The 16,200-nt window shown below is 38.7% G+C and carries 15 protein-coding genes and 1 riboswitch; of the genes, 7 read left to right on the forward strand and 8 right to left on the reverse strand.

Features of this window, described 5'->3' with window-relative positions:
- Nucleotides 1–437: 437 nt before the first annotated feature.
- Nucleotides 438–521, forward strand: a riboswitch (ZMP/ZTP riboswitch).
- An 86-nt stretch (nucleotides 522–607) separates the two neighbouring features.
- Nucleotides 608–1,450 (forward strand): bifunctional 5,10-methylenetetrahydrofolate dehydrogenase/5,10-methenyltetrahydrofolate cyclohydrolase, encoded by an 843-nt coding sequence (locus tag A5N88_RS06765; protein WP_066264320.1) that lies wholly within the window; start codon nucleotides 608–610, stop codon nucleotides 1,448–1,450.
- 244 nt (nucleotides 1,451–1,694) lie between these two features.
- Here A5N88_RS06765 and mnmH read toward each other — a convergent pair whose 3' ends face one another.
- Both mnmH and selD read right to left on the reverse strand, forming a co-directional pair.
- Nucleotides 1,695–2,741, reverse strand: a complete 1,047-nt coding sequence (mnmH, locus tag A5N88_RS06770) for a tRNA 2-selenouridine(34) synthase MnmH (protein ID WP_066264325.1) — start codon at nucleotides 2,739–2,741, stop codon at nucleotides 1,695–1,697.
- A 26-nt stretch (nucleotides 2,742–2,767) separates the two neighbouring features.
- Nucleotides 2,768–3,817, reverse strand: a complete 1,050-nt coding sequence (selD, locus tag A5N88_RS06775) for a selenide, water dikinase SelD (RefSeq protein ID WP_066264327.1) — start codon at nucleotides 3,815–3,817, stop codon at nucleotides 2,768–2,770.
- 196 nt (nucleotides 3,818–4,013) lie between these two features.
- Here selD and A5N88_RS06780 point away from each other — a divergent pair, with 196 nt between their 5' ends.
- Nucleotides 4,014–5,084 carry a permease gene (locus A5N88_RS06780; protein ID WP_066264329.1) on the forward strand — a complete coding sequence of 357 codons (1,071 nt, stop codon included), beginning with the start codon at nucleotides 4,014–4,016 and terminating at the stop codon, nucleotides 5,082–5,084.
- 209 nt (nucleotides 5,085–5,293) lie between these two features.
- On the opposite strand, the gene A5N88_RS24230 is transcribed toward A5N88_RS06780, so the two are convergent.
- Nucleotides 5,294–5,458 carry a Fur-regulated basic protein FbpA gene (locus A5N88_RS24230; RefSeq protein ID WP_198160194.1) on the reverse strand — a complete coding sequence of 55 codons (165 nt, stop codon included), beginning with the start codon at nucleotides 5,456–5,458 and terminating at the stop codon, nucleotides 5,294–5,296.
- Between the two features lie 348 nt (nucleotides 5,459–5,806).
- On the opposite strand from A5N88_RS24230, the gene A5N88_RS06785 reads away from it, so the two are divergent.
- The gene (locus A5N88_RS06785) at nucleotides 5,807–6,127 is read left to right on the forward strand and encodes a MerR family transcriptional regulator (protein ID WP_496197087.1); all 321 of its coding nucleotides are present in this window, start codon (nucleotides 5,807–5,809) and stop codon (nucleotides 6,125–6,127) included.
- A 131-nt stretch (nucleotides 6,128–6,258) separates the two neighbouring features.
- Here the strand turns inward: A5N88_RS06785 and A5N88_RS06790 are convergent, their stop codons facing one another.
- The gene (locus A5N88_RS06790; protein ID WP_066270316.1) at nucleotides 6,259–6,651 is read right to left on the reverse strand and encodes a thiol-disulfide oxidoreductase DCC family protein; all 393 of its coding nucleotides are present in this window, start codon (nucleotides 6,649–6,651) and stop codon (nucleotides 6,259–6,261) included.
- A 736-nt stretch (nucleotides 6,652–7,387) separates the two neighbouring features.
- On the opposite strand from A5N88_RS06790, the gene uvsE reads away from it, so the two are divergent.
- Nucleotides 7,388–8,302: a UV DNA damage repair endonuclease UvsE gene (gene uvsE, locus A5N88_RS06795; RefSeq protein WP_066264330.1), complete on the forward strand. Its 915-nt coding sequence runs from the start codon at nucleotides 7,388–7,390 to the stop codon at nucleotides 8,300–8,302.
- 354 nt (nucleotides 8,303–8,656) lie between these two features.
- On the opposite strand, the gene A5N88_RS06800 is transcribed toward uvsE, so the two are convergent.
- Nucleotides 8,657–9,427: a class I SAM-dependent methyltransferase gene (locus A5N88_RS06800; RefSeq protein ID WP_066264331.1), complete on the reverse strand. Its 771-nt coding sequence runs from the start codon at nucleotides 9,425–9,427 to the stop codon at nucleotides 8,657–8,659.
- A gap of 316 nt (nucleotides 9,428–9,743) precedes the next feature.
- Nucleotides 9,744–10,835 (reverse strand): branched-chain amino acid aminotransferase, encoded by a 1,092-nt coding sequence (locus tag A5N88_RS06805; RefSeq protein ID WP_066264332.1) that lies wholly within the window; start codon nucleotides 10,833–10,835, stop codon nucleotides 9,744–9,746.
- 316 nt (nucleotides 10,836–11,151) lie between these two features.
- On the opposite strand from A5N88_RS06805, the gene A5N88_RS06810 reads away from it, so the two are divergent.
- Complete coding sequence (locus tag A5N88_RS06810) at nucleotides 11,152–12,216, forward strand: DUF3900 domain-containing protein (RefSeq protein ID WP_066270318.1); 1,065 nt, start codon at nucleotides 11,152–11,154, stop codon at nucleotides 12,214–12,216.
- A gap of 512 nt (nucleotides 12,217–12,728) precedes the next feature.
- On the opposite strand, the gene A5N88_RS06815 is transcribed toward A5N88_RS06810, so the two are convergent.
- The gene (locus A5N88_RS06815; RefSeq protein WP_066264333.1) at nucleotides 12,729–13,085 is read right to left on the reverse strand and encodes a DUF805 domain-containing protein; all 357 of its coding nucleotides are present in this window, start codon (nucleotides 13,083–13,085) and stop codon (nucleotides 12,729–12,731) included.
- Nucleotides 13,086–13,315: 230 nt separating this feature from the next.
- Here A5N88_RS06815 and cdaS point away from each other — a divergent pair, with 230 nt between their 5' ends.
- Both cdaS and A5N88_RS06825 read left to right on the forward strand, forming a co-directional pair.
- The gene (cdaS, locus tag A5N88_RS06820; RefSeq protein WP_066264334.1) at nucleotides 13,316–13,939 is read left to right on the forward strand and encodes a sporulation-specific diadenylate cyclase CdaS; all 624 of its coding nucleotides are present in this window, start codon (nucleotides 13,316–13,318) and stop codon (nucleotides 13,937–13,939) included.
- A gap of 636 nt (nucleotides 13,940–14,575) precedes the next feature.
- On the forward strand, nucleotides 14,576–14,779 hold the full coding sequence (locus A5N88_RS06825; RefSeq protein WP_066264337.1) for a cold-shock protein: 204 nt from the start codon (nucleotides 14,576–14,578) through the stop codon (nucleotides 14,777–14,779).
- 180 nt (nucleotides 14,780–14,959) lie between these two features.
- Here A5N88_RS06825 and A5N88_RS06830 read toward each other — a convergent pair whose 3' ends face one another.
- Complete coding sequence (locus tag A5N88_RS06830) at nucleotides 14,960–16,165, reverse strand: MFS transporter (protein WP_066264339.1); 1,206 nt, start codon at nucleotides 16,163–16,165, stop codon at nucleotides 14,960–14,962.
- Between the last annotated feature and the right edge of the window lie 35 nt (nucleotides 16,166–16,200).

The following is a 16,200-nucleotide window of genomic DNA, read 5'->3' on the forward strand; positions in this document are numbered from 1 at the left end:
TAAACAAGCTAGGATTATACCGGTGCATAGATAAAACGGCAAATCGGGAGAATATGAATATGTATAATAAAGAATGCCTGTATAGATCAGCAGTCCGGCCAAATAGATTTCAAACAACGCCGCCATGATAAGAAACAAAATATAAGAGATAATTATTTTCCGTTCTTTAATATGAAGTAACGTCAGGCCTTCCCAGCATACAACAGTAAATCGTAAAATTAAGGACATTCCCTTCACTCCATGGAAATCAGTTTATGATATAAGTATGTCCTCTAAAGTTTAATATTACTCCGTACACTCTTTCTTTGAAGACGCATGTGATTTCCAAAAAGGCATACGTATTATATGAACGTTTTTTAAAAAAACAATAAAATCGTTCGCGTTTTTATTGTTTTTTTAAAAAAATTATGCTATTCTTTCATTATAAAAATGTAAATATCACGCACAGTAACTGACGACAATTGTGGAGTTCACCACAGGGGAGCTGTGTGTTACATAGTCGGGTCGTCTGGGCAGAGATAGGGAAGTTGATTATTCCTTATCTCTTTTTTATTTATTCTTTTTCATATTCTTTTCTTATACACATGATTACAAAGGGGGATAAACAATGAGCAAATTATTATTAGATGGGAAACGTGTAGCTGAGGTCATTCAAAACGGGTTAAAAGACAGAATCAGCCAATTAAAATCAAAAAACGTCACTCCATGCCTTGCCACGATTTTAGTGGGGGATGACCCTTCTTCTGAAACCTATGTAAAAATGAAAGGAAATGCCTGTGAAAGAAATGGAATTAAATCTCTGAAAATTCATCTTCCGACCGAAACTACCACTGAGGAACTGCTGGAAGTGATTCAAACTCTAAATCACGATGATTACGTCCATGGAATTTTGCTGCAGCATCCAGTGCCTGCCCATATTGACGAAAGAAAAGCCTTTGACTATATTTCTACTAAAAAAGATGTAGACGGTGTGACAAGTGCCGGATATGGCCAAACAGCACTAGGCTTTGGCCAATATCCATCCTGTACACCAGCTGCCATTATGAAGGTACTTGAATTTTATAACATTGCAGCAGAGGGAAAATTGGCTGTCGTAATCGGGAGAAGCCCAATACTTGGAAAACCTGTATCTGCCCTTTTATTAAATGAAAATGCCACTGTCATTACGTGCCATTCCAAGACTGTAAATCTTCCTGAACTTGTCAGGCAGGCAGACATTGTGGTGGCAGCGGTAGGCAAGCCTAAGTTTGTCCAGGGTACATGGATAAAGGAAGGGGCCGTAGTCATTGATGCCGGCTATAATAAAGGAAATATAGGGGATGTTGACTATGAGGCTTGTCTAGGACAGGCGAGCGCAATTACGCCCGTTCCCGGTGGAATTGGACCTGTAACCATTTCCATGCTTCTTAAACATACCGTAGATGCGGCTGAAGCTGCTGTTACTGAATAATTTTAGATACTATAAAAGAGCACTGTTTAAAAATAGCGGTGCTCTTTCTTCTTTTCTCTATACTCTCAGTTCTTTTATTTAGGCTCTTTTCGTAAATTTTATTGCTAATTGACACAAAAAAATGATGTGAAATCAAGATTTAATATTAAAAGATGTGTATTAGTTACGAAAAGATGCCATGAAGACAGACAACATATGGAATGATGCCTTGTACGTAAAGCAACAATCTATGCGAAAACAGCCTTTATTTCTTCTGCATTGCTGCTTTTTCAATAATACCTTTAATTTTCACGGCAGCTTCTTCTGCATTCTCCACTTGAATCATAAGTCTTCGTTCTTCAGGAAACTGTATTGCTGTATGATGATAGCGGGGATCATAATAATACGTCAGTAAAAGCTCTACAGCAGAGTAAAAATCACCAGACTGAAGATGTATTTCTATCTCCTTCGCAATCGGAGTGTGCAGCCGGTTCTTTATATGGCTAAAGGCTTCCTGGCACTCTTTCTGATGCTCCCACGGTGCATAATCCTCAAGAATATGTTTAATGCGCTCTTCGATGGGCATTTCGATAAAGATCTGGATTCCATATTCTTTTTTTTCAATTAAAAACTCCGGCATTACCACTTTGCCAATCCGCTTACTCTCTGCTTCAAATAAAACAAACGAAGAATCCTTGATTCGGAGTGCCTTTTCCAGAACTAGAGAATCAAAGGTTTTCTGATTGTTTGGCTTTAATCCGATTTGGCCAAAAATCGACCCCCTGTGGCCAGCCATTTCTTCTAAATCCAAAACAGGATAGCCTTCCTGTTCAAGGCTTTTTAAAATTTTCGTTTTTCCGATTCCTGTATAGCCATTCAACACATAAGCTGTAGGAGTGAACGGAAAATCCTTTAGTGTTTCAACCACCCATTTTCGGTATGCTCTCACGCCGCCCTGAATCCTATTTGCGTGAATACCCATTAAGGCAAGTACCGTAGCAGCTGTTTTACTTCGCATTCCTCCACGCCAGCAAAAGACCACTTTATCGCCCTCATACTTTTTGAATTCCTTAATGAAAGCAGGGAGCTTTGCTGAAAAGATTTCAAGCCCGCGTTCTTTTGCAGCCTCAGAGCTTACCTGCTTATAAATGGTTCCGACTTCTGCACGTTCCTCATCATTAAAAACCGGGATATTGATACTCCCTGGAATCGTAGAGTCCCGGTATTCTGAAGGCGATCGTACATCGATTAACACAAGGTCCTTTTTTTTCTGCCTGACTAACAATTCATCAATTGTAATATCCTGAAACAAGCTCTTTCCGCCTTTCTTAAAAACGATTATAAAACGGATATATGCCCTGGGTTCTCAGCTGTTACTTCGCCAATTAAACCAGCTTCAACGTCAGCCTTTATCAGTTCAGCCAGAAGGGATTCTGCTTCTTCTCCGGCAACAGCGATTAAAAGGCCTCCAGAAGTAACTGCATCACATAAAATCCAACGATCAATTTGGTCCATCGTTTCTGGATATGTCACAGATCCTTCTAAATGGGCAAAATTATTTTTCGTCCCGCCTGGAACAGCGCCTGCCTCCGCAAGCTCTCTAACACGATCTAAAACCGGAACTTGATCTTTTATAATCCGAAGTCCTGCCTGGCTGCCTTTTGCCATTTCAGAAGCATGTCCTAAAAGGCCAAAGCCTGTTACGTCCGTACATGCATGCACGTTGTAGGCTTCCATTATTTCGGCAGCTGTTTTATTCAAGGTTGCCATTACCCTTGTAACCCGGTCAATTTCTTCCTGGCTAACTAAGCCTCTTTTAATGGAAGTGGTCGTAATCCCTACCCCGATCGGTTTTGTCAGAATCAATTTATCTCCAGGCTTCGCTCCTGCATTCGCCCTTACTTTATCAGGATGTACAAGTCCAGTAACAGCTAAACCAAACTTTGGTTCCTGATCATCAATAGAATGGCCGCCAACAAGTGTTGCCCCGGCTTCTCTTAATTTATCACCGGCTCCGCGCATAATATCGGCCAATATTTTCTTATCTAATACAGATATCGGAAATGCCACAATATTTAAAGCTGTAAGCGGTTTTCCCCCCATTGCATAGATATCGCTAATGGCGTTTGCAGCTGCTACCTGGCCAAATGAATATGGATCATCGACAATCGGTGTAAAAAAGTCAACTGTTTGAACAAGCGCTAACTCATCACTTAAACGGTATACCCCTGCATCATCACTTGTATCAAGTCCAACCAATAAATTGGGATCAGGCTGGGAAGGAGGCAGCGTGCGAATGACTTCTGATAAATCAGCTGGGCCTATTTTGCATCCACATCCCCCTTTTGAGGTGAATGAAGTTAATTTAATATTATTTTCCTGTGTCATTAAAAGATCAACCTTTCTTTATTACACTGAAAATCACTTATATTATTATAAATCACTTCAGTACAAATTGCACTGCATCGGCTTGTCTGCAGGTTTAAGCAATATTTCTACTAATTTACTGGAATATATAGTATAATAAAATGTCTTTTGTTTCTTTTTCAAACTATAACTATTCTCTATGTCTGGAGTGATACACATGTCACAAGTAAATCCATCTGTCACGCCTGGACCTTCACATAACCGGAAAACGGTATTTTTTGCGGTTTTATTTTTGGTTATTGCAGTGGCAGGTTTGATGTATGTAAAATGGTGGCCTTATTACCATAAGATGCTGGCTGCAGCCAGTACGCATTCAATTGGAGCTTCTATTTTAGGAGACGCCGATACTTCTTCTTCACCCTCCTGGGCAAATACATGGAAATATGCAGAAGCCTATTTTCTCGCAATCTGGAAAGCTGCAATTCTGGGAGTTGTACTAGGCTCTCTCATCCAGGTGCTATTGCCTTCTCAATGGCTTTTAAGAGTCCTAGGTAAAACATCCTTTGGCAGTACAGCTATTGCTGGACTCGCTGCGGTACCAGGGATGATGTGCACCTGCTGCGCTGCACCAATGGCAGTTGGTTTACGCAAAAAGAATGCTTCTGTTGGCTCAAGCCTTGCGTTTTGGCTGGGCAATCCAACTATTAATCCTGCAACCCTTATTTTCATGACATTTGTTCTTTCATGGAAATTCACCCTGATCCGTTTAGTGTTTGGATTGGTTTTAACCTTTGGTGTAAGCTATCTTGCAAATCGTTTTGCTAAGAATACTGAACCGGTCAATATAGACAAGCTAATCAAGAATAAGGAAACCGAAGCTCAAGATTCATTTATAGTTCGCTGGGGAAAAAGCATTGGCAGCATGATTCTTTATTTGGTCCCTGCTTATTTCCTCTCCGTTCTTATTGTCAGTGCGGCACGTGTTTGGTTATTCCCTCACATAAGTGCTGGAGCGTCCAATAACATTTGGATGATCGTATTTTTTGCGATTGCCGGGATGATTTTTGTGATTCCGACAGCAGCTGAGATTCCAATTATTCAAACGTTCATTACCTTCGGGCTTGGTACAGGACCAGCAGCAGCTCTTTTACTCACACTTCCATCCATCAGCCTTCCATCACTGATTATGGTTGGAAGATCTTTTCCAAAACGTGTACTCTTTTTTGTTGTTGTGTCGGTTGTAGTATTGGGAATATTAAGCGGACTTGTCGGGATGTTCATCCTTTAAAAGCTGCATAAAAGGGCTGGAAAGGCAATACTGCGCCTTTCCGGCCCTTTTTATACACTCCGCACGGTATTCCGTCCAATAAAAGACATCCTATTTTCATTTTGAAACGATATCTCTGTTAATCTTGCTTGTTGATTCCCACTGAAGGAACTAAGCTTTCCATGGGCGGCAGGGGATACTCGTCGTAGCAGGCTGGTTAGATGGATCAGCTAACTGGATTTCCCTTTCGTTTCTTTTAAATAAATTTCCTCTAAATCGGTTAGTGTCAAGTTGTATAATTGCTGGTCCTCCAATTTATATACTCCGTAGTCAAGCAGTTTAGCAATATAGTGGTTTTTCAATCTTTCAACTTCTGCCCTCAGATAATTTGCCATGCTCCCACTCTCCTTTTCATTTGACATGATATCCTCTATCCCTTTTTCTCCATTTAGATGCTTGGACTCTTATTACCTATATCGCCTGATTGATTTTCAGCCCTTGATAAAATGTATTTCTTATTCAATTAACTGCATGGTTTTTTTGAATGGCAACTGGTTTTTCAATCCTGCTTTTCTCTATCCTTATCGTAAAAGGTTTTGTAATTCCCTTCTATGTTTTCGTAAATATTCCTAACAAAGTTTTTCTCTCCTGTGGATTTCCATGTAAGAATTTCTCACATCAAACCACACATTCTTTCGAAAATAGTATATATTAGAATCAAAGCTTAGAAATGAGGGGTCCACTTGGGAACAAATCGGGAATTCTACATGAATAAGAAAGTAATTTCAATTGGAACAGTTTGCGAACTGACCGGACTAAGCGAAAGGCAAATTCGTTATTATGAGGAAAGGAAGCTGATCTTTCCTGAAAGAATGAACGGGGGCATTAGGAAATATTCCTTTTTGGATGTAGAAATACTGATTGATATTGCTAATAAACGTGAGGAAGGCGTGCAAACAGCTGAGATAAAAAAAGAAATGAACAAGAAAAATAAATACGACGCCGCAGCAAGAGACCAGGCAATCAAAGGGCAGCTAAATGCGTATTTCCATAAAAGAAGCTAACATATAGGGGTCAGACCCCTTTTGTGCTTTAAAGCACAAAAGGAAAAGATAGCAGTTTACACTCACCTGCTATCACTGTCTTTCGGCTTTTATTTGATGGGTCCTTATCATCCACTTTCCCCCCAAAGGTATCAGTCCAAAAATTTTTCCCTTAGATGAGGCTGCGGAAGCATGCAGCTTTCAGATTTACCAAACCATTTATAGCGGTTTTTAGCCACAAGCCTGTAGAAAAAATTTCTGATCGGGGAAGGAATCACTCGAAGAAACCATAAAAGCTTCCAATATCCCTTTAAATGTCTGCAAATCCTCAATGCAGCTAAAGATTGGGTATAAGCTTTTCCTTCTTCAATAAGTACAACACTTTGCATATCTTCCTTTACTCCGTACTCTTTAAGCAGTTTTCCACCATTTTTCCCTTGAAGAGAAGCAAAACGAAAATATCCTTCTACATCTCTTTTTATAATAAATTGTACACTGCTGCTGCAGAGATTACATTCTCCATCGAACAGAACAATTCCTGACATAGTTCCACCAGCTTTTAAGAATTTTTTCTTCAGGGCTATAATAATCACTGTTTTCCTGTTGATAATAGGCATTATTGCTATATAGCCATTCCTGCCTCGTTTCTATTTTTATCATTCTAGATCTTATTTTTAAGTCTGTAGTATAAATCCTATTTGTATATAATACCAATCACAAAAAAGGCTAAACATTTATGGTTATAGTTTATCAAAAAAATCTCTTTGCAATTTGAGAACAACTCACCATTTCCTCATCACTCGTGGTTGTCAGCGGTTTTTTCAGAGGAGAAAGTATAAAATTTCTTATTACATAAATTGTTTAACTAATATAGTCGCTGTTTAGCTCACGCGCCTATCGCCCAGCGGATTTCTGCGTCTCCTCCATACGATAAGTCAACATCTAGTTTCCTTTATCTCAGTCGAAGACTCTAAAATCCGTACGCCGATGAGCAAGGCGCTTGCGCTTTTCTTTTGTCTAGTTCCAGCGCCTATCGGCTAGCGAATTTCTGCGTCTCCTCCCTAGGATAAGTCAACATCAGCTCGTGAACAACCTCGCTGTGTTTCCTTTATCTCAGTCGAAGACTCTGAAATCCGTACGCCGATGAGCAAGGCGCTTGCGCTTTTCTTGCTTTTTCCGATGAATTGAACATCCCTTTTAAAAGTGTTTTAATAGGTTTACAACATAAGAATTACGTTTATATTAAGGTATGTGATCAGAATAAGTAAAGGGGATTGAACAATGAAACTTGGTTACGCCTGCATAAACCTGACTCTTCCTACTAAATTTAAAACATGCCGGCTTAAAACAGTGGAAACAGAGGGGATCTGTAAAGTGAAGGATTTGACACTGCATAATCTTTCCGAGGTCCTTCGTGCTGTCAAATGGAATGCAGACCACGGCATTTTAATGTACAGGATATCAAGCGATATAATCCCTTTTGCCTCCCATGAAATCACTAATGATTGGATATGGTGGGAGGACACGGATGTTCTCAGATTAGCAAAAGAAATTAAAGAAGTGAAGCATCAATATCATATGAGGTTTAGCTGTCATCCCGGTCAATATACACTCCTCAACTCTCCAAGAGAAGAGGTTGTGCTCCGCTCCTTGGAAGATCTAATGTACCATAACCTGCTGATGGACCTACTTGAAGGACAAGATATGATCCTGCATGTCGGCGGTGCATATGGTGACAAAGTACAAGCCAAAGAACGATTTATACAAGCATACAACCAGCTGCCCACTGGAATAAAGGACAAATTGCGCCTTGAGAATGATCATACTATTTTTACTATTTCCGATGTTGTGGAGATTTCAAGCAAATGCGGTGTCCCTATTTGTTTTGATATCCACCATAGTAATTGTAATCCCCCGATAGAGCCTGTAGAGAGCTTTATTCCATCCATTATTCGATCATGGGACGGATATGGCCGCCCCAAAACCCATATTAGCTCAGGACGAAATAGCAAAACAGATCCAGCTCACCACGATTACATATTAGAAGAAGATTTTGAAGCCTATTGCAATATATTAAAAGGATACGAAGTAGATATGATGTTTGAAGCAAAGAAAAAAGAACAGGCTGTATTGCGAATGATGAATTGGATTCAGAAAACAAATAAAGAAACAGAATTTCATATTGAAGGCCTATAAACGTGTTTCAGGCGGCCATCTCTAATGGACTTTGAACGAATCAGGAGAAAAAGCTGATCCAGCGTCTTAAGCACACCGTTAGGAACTCCTTATCCATACTCTAAAAAGTAATAAAGGAGTTCCCTTTTTTTATGTGAAAATCTCAAATTCACTAGTATATATTGTTGATTTACGTACAAAGAATTATTCCGTGTGTTTTCTGTCTTCGTGGCATCTTTTCTTATGCTATTCCCAAGTTTTAATACTGAATAGATATTTAAAATGAAATTTCTGTGTTAATAGCAACAAAGTTTACGAAAAGAGCCTTTAAAAAACACCCGTATTTCTCCTATCCATCACCATTTTTGCAGATGGTTATGACTTTATTGCTTTTAAAAGCACGGCTTCACCCTTAAATGACTTTACATCCCCATTTTCTATTTGAATAGAAAATTTCTTCTTTATTGGGTCTGCTGCTTTTGCCATTATTTCGTTTAGCTCGGCTTTTACCGATTCTTGCAATCTCATCCTGTCACACCATTCTTGAAACATAAATGTTTTTTCAAAACGATATGTTTCCTCTATAACGAAACCCTCTTGCTCGAGCATTTGTATCCATTCGGTTTTCTTCCATGCTCTAAAATGACTGTAATCTCTTATTTTTTCTACTGTATTGTAAAATTCGTCGAATTCCTTCCTTTCAGGCGCCACATTGTCATCTAGTAAAAACTGTCCTCCAAATACTAGTATTCGATAAACTTCTGACACAAATTTATCCACATGAGGAAAATGATGAGGAGCAATTCTGCATGTTACAATTTCAAAGCTTTCCTTTTCCAAAGGAAGATTTTCGGCATCACCCTGCAGGAAGTCCACATTGAGATTTCCATTTTGTTTTATGAATTTTTCAGCAGCCGTCAGCATTTCAGACGTTAAATCTACAGCTGTCACCTTTTGTACGAAGGGAGCAAAAGCATTGGCAGTATGGCCACCGCCAGTCGCAATATCCACTGCGCGTTCATTTCCCTGCAGATTAGCAATCTCAATCATTTTGGCAAGATCCTTACCTTTTTTATGAATTAGACTGCTGACGTATGACTCTGCATTTTTTCCAAATTGATCTTGAACATCTTTCTTTATGCTCATTTTCATCACCCCATCATATGGTAAATCGCTTATATCCTTACTATATTCAATTTTTCCGATAAATCAATTTTTTGTTTTTTATAGATAATCATAAATAAAATTTATGACCTAGTTATTAATAATCGTTCTGTTAATCCTGCCTATTGATTTCCCGCTAGCTGTCCGGGGTATGCTTATCGTCTTTCGTCTCCCTTTACCCACTTCTAAGCAGGAATCCCGCATACCCGCTCAATCAATATGAGGTTAACTTCAAGATAGAGCTTTAAAAAAGCGATAATAAAAAGCAGGTAACCCTTGTACCTGCTTTTCATACATATTATTTAACCAAAAGCCCTTCATCTGCCTTTTGAGTCCATTCGAGTACGTCCGGCAATGAACCTTTTTGGATGCCTGTTATGGTCGTATATAGCTTTTGAGAAATTTCTCCTGTTTTGCCACCGTTCAGAACAATCGTTTTATCTTTCCAGTTCAGCTCTCCTACTGGAGAAATAACGGCTGCCGTTCCTGTTCCGAATGCTTCAGTCACCTTTCCCTCCTCATGCAGCTCGAAAATTTCTTTTATGGAAATACGCCTTTCAGAAACTGGAATGTCCCAATGTTTTAGCAGCTGAATGACAGAGTTTCTTGTAACTCCTTCAAGAATGCTTCCATTAAGGGCTGGAGTAACGGCTTCACCGTCAATGATAAAAAAGATATTCATGCTGCCTACTTCTTCAATGTAATTCTTTTCGATTCCGTCTAACCAAAGAACCTGCGAATAGCCCTTTGCTGCTGCAACTTCTTGCGCTTTTAAACTAGCTGCGTAATTTCCGCCTGTTTTTGCTGTACCTGTTCCTCCCGCAACTGCACGTACATAATCGTTTTCAACCAATATTTTAACGGGATTTACTCCAGATTTGTAATACGAACCTACCGGAGACATGATAATAATCAACTTAAAATGCTTTGATGGTGCCACACCAAGGTATGGCTCAGTAGATATAACAAATGGACGAATATAAAGAGACATTTCTTCTTTAGCAGGAATCCATTCCCGATCAATTTGGATTAAGCGTTTAAGAGCATAAATGACAAACTCTTCATTAACAGGAGGAATACATAAACGCTCATTTGATTGATTTAAGCGCGCCATATTTTTTTCAGGCCTGAATAACAAAACTTCACCATCAGCGGTTAAATATGCTTTTAGCCCTTCAAAAACCGTCTGTCCATAATGAAACACCATGCACGCAGGGTCAAGGGTAATCGGCTGATATGGAACAATTCTTGCATCATGCCAGCCCGTTTCTGATGAATAGTCCATCACAAACATATGGTCTGTAAATTGAGTTCCAAACTCCAAATGATCAACATCAGGTTTAGCCTTTTTAAATTCGCTTAAGGTTATTTGTAACTTTTCTACTGACAATGTAAAGACTCCTATCTTTTGTGGTTTGAGGGTAAGATATTGTTTTCTAAATATTAAAATTAATTATACATTTGATTTAAAAGATTTCAACAAAAATGAATAGCTTTACTAAAAAATTTACCGCTTTTATGATTTGACTATTTCAAAAAAAAAAATCCGCCACCTTATAAATGACTCAAATACGAAAAAGAAATTTTTAAAGAAAATTGTACCTAAAATCTTATGTTTACGTCAACAAATTGATTTTACTCCATTGACGTATAAAATTCATTTTCCTATACTTGAAAGGCTGAAAACAGAGGAATCAGGTGAGAATATGGAATTTCGTGTTGACTTTATATCATTTTATGTAATTCAGGTTGAAGGCAAAGAAGAACAAGCTGACAAAAGCTTCAAACATTTTCAGACTTTAGATACAGAAGAGTATGAGGAAAGCGCGTTAAAAGAGTTCTTAGATGGAGAGCTGACAAAGATTGTTAAAAGGAAGGTTGAGCGCCATCCTAAGTCAGAGCAGGTTCCAACCAAGCTTGGAAGGTTTATTGTAGAGCCGGGCCACCCGCTGGATTCGAACCCTAACTATAATCAATTCAACCGTGCAAGGGCTTGTCTGGATAAAGAGCAATTCAAACAAGCAAGTGAAGAGTTTCTGCGTATTTATCTTGATACCAGTGCTGTAAGGGGCGGAGCCTTTATAGTAGCAAGAGCCACACCGAGAAAATATTTCAACGATTCCTTTGTGTTTATTATGAAATGTGACTTCGAACCAAAGGTTGCTTCCATTTCAGATGAATCAACCTTAATACGAAATGTAGAAATGGCCATTACAACTAAAAATATGAAGTCGATTTTATACCCTCACATGCCTGAGGAGGGAATGACGGAAGAAGGTGAATTAAAAATCCATCAGGCATCCCATGCCCGTTATTTCGAGGATTTTTTAAAATTTGTGGAATACGGTGAATCAATGCCTGAAATCATGAAGGCACAGGTTAAAACGATGGTAGAAGACCATTTTCACGAAGTATTTGAAAAAGAAAGCCCAGAACGGCAAGCATTTGAAGAAGAAATGGAAATATGGGAAGCAAGCCCGAAACGAGAAATTAAAGAACGACTCTCAACCGAACAGGTCGTGGAAGCTGCAGCTCAAATCGTCGAAAACACTCCTGAAGCCCAGCTTCAATTGAAAATGGGGGAAACGAGTATAAATACCCTGCTTGCAAACTTCGGAGATACGATTCATTTAGGTAAAATTAATGGCCGCTATGTCCTGCTGGTTGAAGCCGACTCTGTACAATTCGAAAAAGGCTTCTCCCCTATTGAATTTCATAAGCCCGATGATTTGCATAGCATCATAGAAAAAATTCGGATTAAATCTTATTAGATAAGCTGTAGACTGGTTTAGTATGTCCAATGAAAGATTTGTTTTATATCCCCTCTTGCCGAAGTTTACTTTTAATTGTAGATTTCGGTTTTTTAAATTTTGGCTGTTTCCCATAGATTGTTGTTTTTCGCAAAAGTGTTAAATTCGTGTGAAGTGAGTCTTCATGGAATAGTAATCTCCATTCTTTACACCCATTTTACACTTTATATAAACAAGCTCTTTTTGATTAGCAGAAATTTCCCGAAAAAAATCCCATACAAATAATAGCAGTTTGGACCTTAATTTTTCTTGTATAGGCACTTTTAGGGTTTTAAATAATAGCTGTGTTAAATTTTAATGTTGATAACTGCTCGTTTTTTTACTCATTTTACAGTAAAGAAAGGAACGTTTCACAACGTATGAGCTAAAAAACATCAGCCTCCTTAAGCAAAGCCAAAATAAAAAAAAACTGCTCTTAAAGGCAGTCAATTATTAGTAACCAATCAGGAGCCTGCTCAATGTTCGAAATATTATTATTCATTATAAAATTCTTTTGGGACAGGGCCGTATTTGTTTGGTCTGTCTTGGCTGTCCTGGCACATAAACACGATAAAGATAATTGTACCGATTACAGGGATGAGATTGATTAATTGCACCCATCCGCTTTTCCCCGTATCATGCAGCCTTCTTGCACTGACAGCTAAGCTTGGTATTAAAACTGCCAAACCATAAAGAAATGGGAGAAGAGAATGAGTGTGCAAAATAGCATCTACTATCCTAACTATCAGTTCGAAAATAAAATTAAAAAGAACAAACATCCAGTATTCTTTCCTCCTTGCCCTCCCCTCAAAACCGGCGTAATTATTTAATACTTTTAAATACCATTGCATTGCAAATCCCACCTTTTATGGAAAACATACTCTTTGTTACAGATAACCCTTACTCTTCCTCTGTCCCTTAATGTCTAATGCTTGTTATTTTATCCTTCAGTCAATTTGTGTTTATCCGAAATGTTTACCCGTATAGAAATCAGACAATAATATTATCTGTAGCTTAATAATGGTCCGAAAAAGCCTTACTATCCACATTGTTTGCAAAAAAATAGCCGGAGGATACAAGCATGGACAACAATTGCGACTTCTCACCAATGAAGGAACGTTTAGAAAAGGATATTCAATACTTAATCGGTTTATTACAATCGAATTTAAGCGTCCTCGAAAACGAAGGACATTGTGTGTTAGGCGGTCTGGAAAATGTTAAAGAGTACCTTATCGGAATCGAAGCAATGGCTTCCTCCTTTTATTTAAATTGTTATCTATCCTCTTTTACGGATACCTATAAGGATTTATCTACTTCAGTTCAACAGCTGTCAAGTCATAGGCATGGCGCTCTAATCGTTGTGGAGCGCAGTGACTCACTTGATCCATTTATTCATAAAGGTACCACCATAGATGCTATGGTCACACATCAACTTTTAGAAACTATATTCTATCCAGGAAACCCCCTGCATGACGGAGCTGTATTAATACGCGGAAACAAAGTAGCCTCTGCGGGAAACGTTCTTCCCTTGACATCTAAAAAATTGCAGGACGAAAGCCTTGGAACACGCCACCGTGCGGCTTTAGGTATATCCGAAAAAAGTGATGCACTAACATTGGTAGTCTCAGAAGAAACCGGAAAGATTTCATTTACTTTAAATGGAACCCTTCATCCTATTAACACGGAGCTGCCAATTGTTTTCTAGGTTCAGGATTTGCCACTTACCATTACTACGGATAAATCATTATTTAAGTAATCATACGATCATAGCAGTCCCTATTATTAAAAATCACTAATTTCTTTTAAGCAATTCAAACAATCTTTTTTTGGGATTTTGTTAAAGATCTCTATTGTTCTGCGACCCTAAAAAAATCAGAAATATAATAAATTTATACGAAATGCCTTACACGAAGAAGGCGTTACTGCATTTTCAGGTACATTGTTACGTGCTAAAAAATACTCCCTTTTTCCATATCGATTTTTCTTTATAATTAGTCTGGGGTACACATTACAGCAGAGTATCGTTCCTCTTTCCCTATTTTCTAATGAATTATGATATATCAGCACTTTTATTTTGTGCTCAAAGATTAAATCATCTTTAAAACGTATGCCGCTTGCAATATTCTTGCAATCAGCAAATAGAATCTGTCGATTTCTGTTGAAAAAAGAATCCTTTTAATTTATCTTTAAAAACTTGCTATACATGTTTTTTTCTGTTATATTAATAAAGAATTATTTTTGTTCGGTATGTAAGGATAGAAAGTGTTATACTTATCGCCTGATATCACTTGAGCAAGGATAGTAATACATTGTGTGTTCACACACTAGGAGGAAAAAGATTATGACACAAGGTACAGTAAAATGGTTCAACAGCGAAAAAGGTTTCGGTTTCATTGAAGTAGAAGGCGGCAGCGATGTATTCGTTCACTTCTCAGCGATTCAAGGCGAAGGTTTCAAAACACTTGAAGAAGGCCAAAAAGTATCTTTTGACATCGAAGAAGGCGCTCGTGGACCACAAGCTGCTAACGTTACAAAAGAAGCTTAATTAACTTTTAACGAAAAACAGATCCATTCGGATCTGTTTTTTATTTTTTATTTATATACAAGCCTTTATCAAAATCTTCCTCCCGAATGAAAGAAACTTCGCCGCTTTGACGAGGTTTCTTTCATAGGAAATTCATTTAAATACCCGATCTTATATGGTTTCTATTTAAGAGAAAATCCTTTATACATGTATGGAGGGCGAAGTTATTTCCTGTTTCTTTTTGCCAGAAGAGTTTAGAACCAGAAAAAGTGCTGCAAACAACAGCAAGCCTGTTACGACAAACACCATTCGAATTGAAAATAGCCCCCCAACCGCACCGCCAATCATAGGGCCAATCATTCCTCCCAGTTGATTAGCTGTCTGGTTTAAGCTGAATGCGCGTCCCCGGAAGTCTTGAGAAGTCGTTTTCACAACAAGCCCATTGATGGCAGGAAATACACCGCAGAAGAATACCCCAAAGATAAACCGGACAATTGAAAAGCCCCATATATCTCCAAAGATCGTTTGTGCAAGCGTCCCAATTCCTCCGCCGAGCAATCCGATGACCAGCACTTTATTAAATCCTACTTTGTCAGCAAGTTTGCCCCAATACGGACCGCAAATAACACTTGCAATTCCAGGAAGTGAAAAAACAATACCTGCAAGCAAAGAGGTGTTAGAAGCAGAACCTCCTAATTTTACAATATAAAGCGGAAGAACAGGTTCGATTGTCATCAAAGAACACGTTGTGACAATCGTTAAAAACATAATCATGATAAACATCCGGTTAGAAGCAGCTTGTTTTAAATCATTCATAACCGATCCTTTTTCTTTAGATGGGGTGAAATTTTCCTCTTTCACCCAGAAAATAACCATTAGTGTTGAAATAAGTACGAGCAGCCCTCCGCTTGCAAAAGCGACCCGGTTGCCTGCTAGTTCGGCTATTCCTCCCCCTATCAGCGGCCCAATGACTCCACCTGCAGCTGTAGCTGTAGAAATCATGGCTAAAGCATAACCGACTTTATCATTTGGCGTGTTGGTTCCTACCAGTGCAATAGTACCCGGTATAAATCCAGTAAGAAGTCCCTGAGAAATCCTTAGTGCGAGCAATTCATACGGATTGGTAACAAAGGCAGTAAGTGTGTAGATAACAAATAAGGCGAGTCCTGCCCTAATTATCATTGGCTTTCTGCCGTATCGGTCCGACATGCTTCCCCAAAAAGGGGCAGCGATGGCTCCCGCTAAAAAGGCTGCACTAAAAAGTACACCTGACCACATCTCAATATGCTGATGAACATGAATTTGTATTAAAAACAACGGAAGGAAAGGGATAACCATTGAATAGCTGGCAGAGGTAAAAAACGCTCCAACCCATAAAACCCATAAATTTCGTTTCCAGACGGCCAAGATGAACACTCCCTCGGATTTAAAGCATGCATTTT

It is taken from the genome of Heyndrickxia acidicola, assembly GCF_001636425.1.
Taxonomy (GTDB): Bacteria; Bacillota; Bacilli; order Bacillales; family Bacillaceae_C; genus Bacillus_AE; species Bacillus_AE acidicola.

Bases quoted from the DNA above. Each gene is read 5' to 3' on its own strand.
- selD (WP_066264327.1), bottom strand. From the start codon at position 3,817: ATGACACAGGAAAATAATATTAAATTAACTTCATTCACCTCAAAAGGG.
- A5N88_RS06800 (WP_066264331.1), bottom strand. From the start codon at position 9,427: ATGAGCATAAAGAAAGATGTTCAAGATCAATTTGGAAAAAATGCAGAG.
- A5N88_RS06810 (WP_066270318.1), top strand. From the start codon at position 11,152: ATGGAATTTCGTGTTGACTTTATATCATTTTATGTAATTCAGGTTGAA.
- A5N88_RS06765 (WP_066264320.1), top strand. From the start codon at position 608: ATGAGCAAATTATTATTAGATGGGAAACGTGTAGCTGAGGTCATTCAA.
- uvsE (WP_066264330.1), top strand. From the start codon at position 7,388: ATGAAACTTGGTTACGCCTGCATAAACCTGACTCTTCCTACTAAATTT.
- A5N88_RS06825 (WP_066264337.1), top strand. From the start codon at position 14,576: ATGACACAAGGTACAGTAAAATGGTTCAACAGCGAAAAAGGTTTCGGT.
- A5N88_RS06790 (WP_066270316.1), bottom strand. From the start codon at position 6,651: ATGTCAGGAATTGTTCTGTTCGATGGAGAATGTAATCTCTGCAGCAGC.
- A5N88_RS24230 (WP_198160194.1), bottom strand. From the start codon at position 5,458: ATGGCAAATTATCTGAGGGCAGAAGTTGAAAGATTGAAAAACCACTAT.
- A5N88_RS06780 (WP_066264329.1), top strand. From the start codon at position 4,014: ATGTCACAAGTAAATCCATCTGTCACGCCTGGACCTTCACATAACCGG.
- A5N88_RS06815 (WP_066264333.1), bottom strand. From the start codon at position 13,085: ATGCAATGGTATTTAAAAGTATTAAATAATTACGCCGGTTTTGAGGGG.
- cdaS (WP_066264334.1), top strand. From the start codon at position 13,316: ATGGACAACAATTGCGACTTCTCACCAATGAAGGAACGTTTAGAAAAG.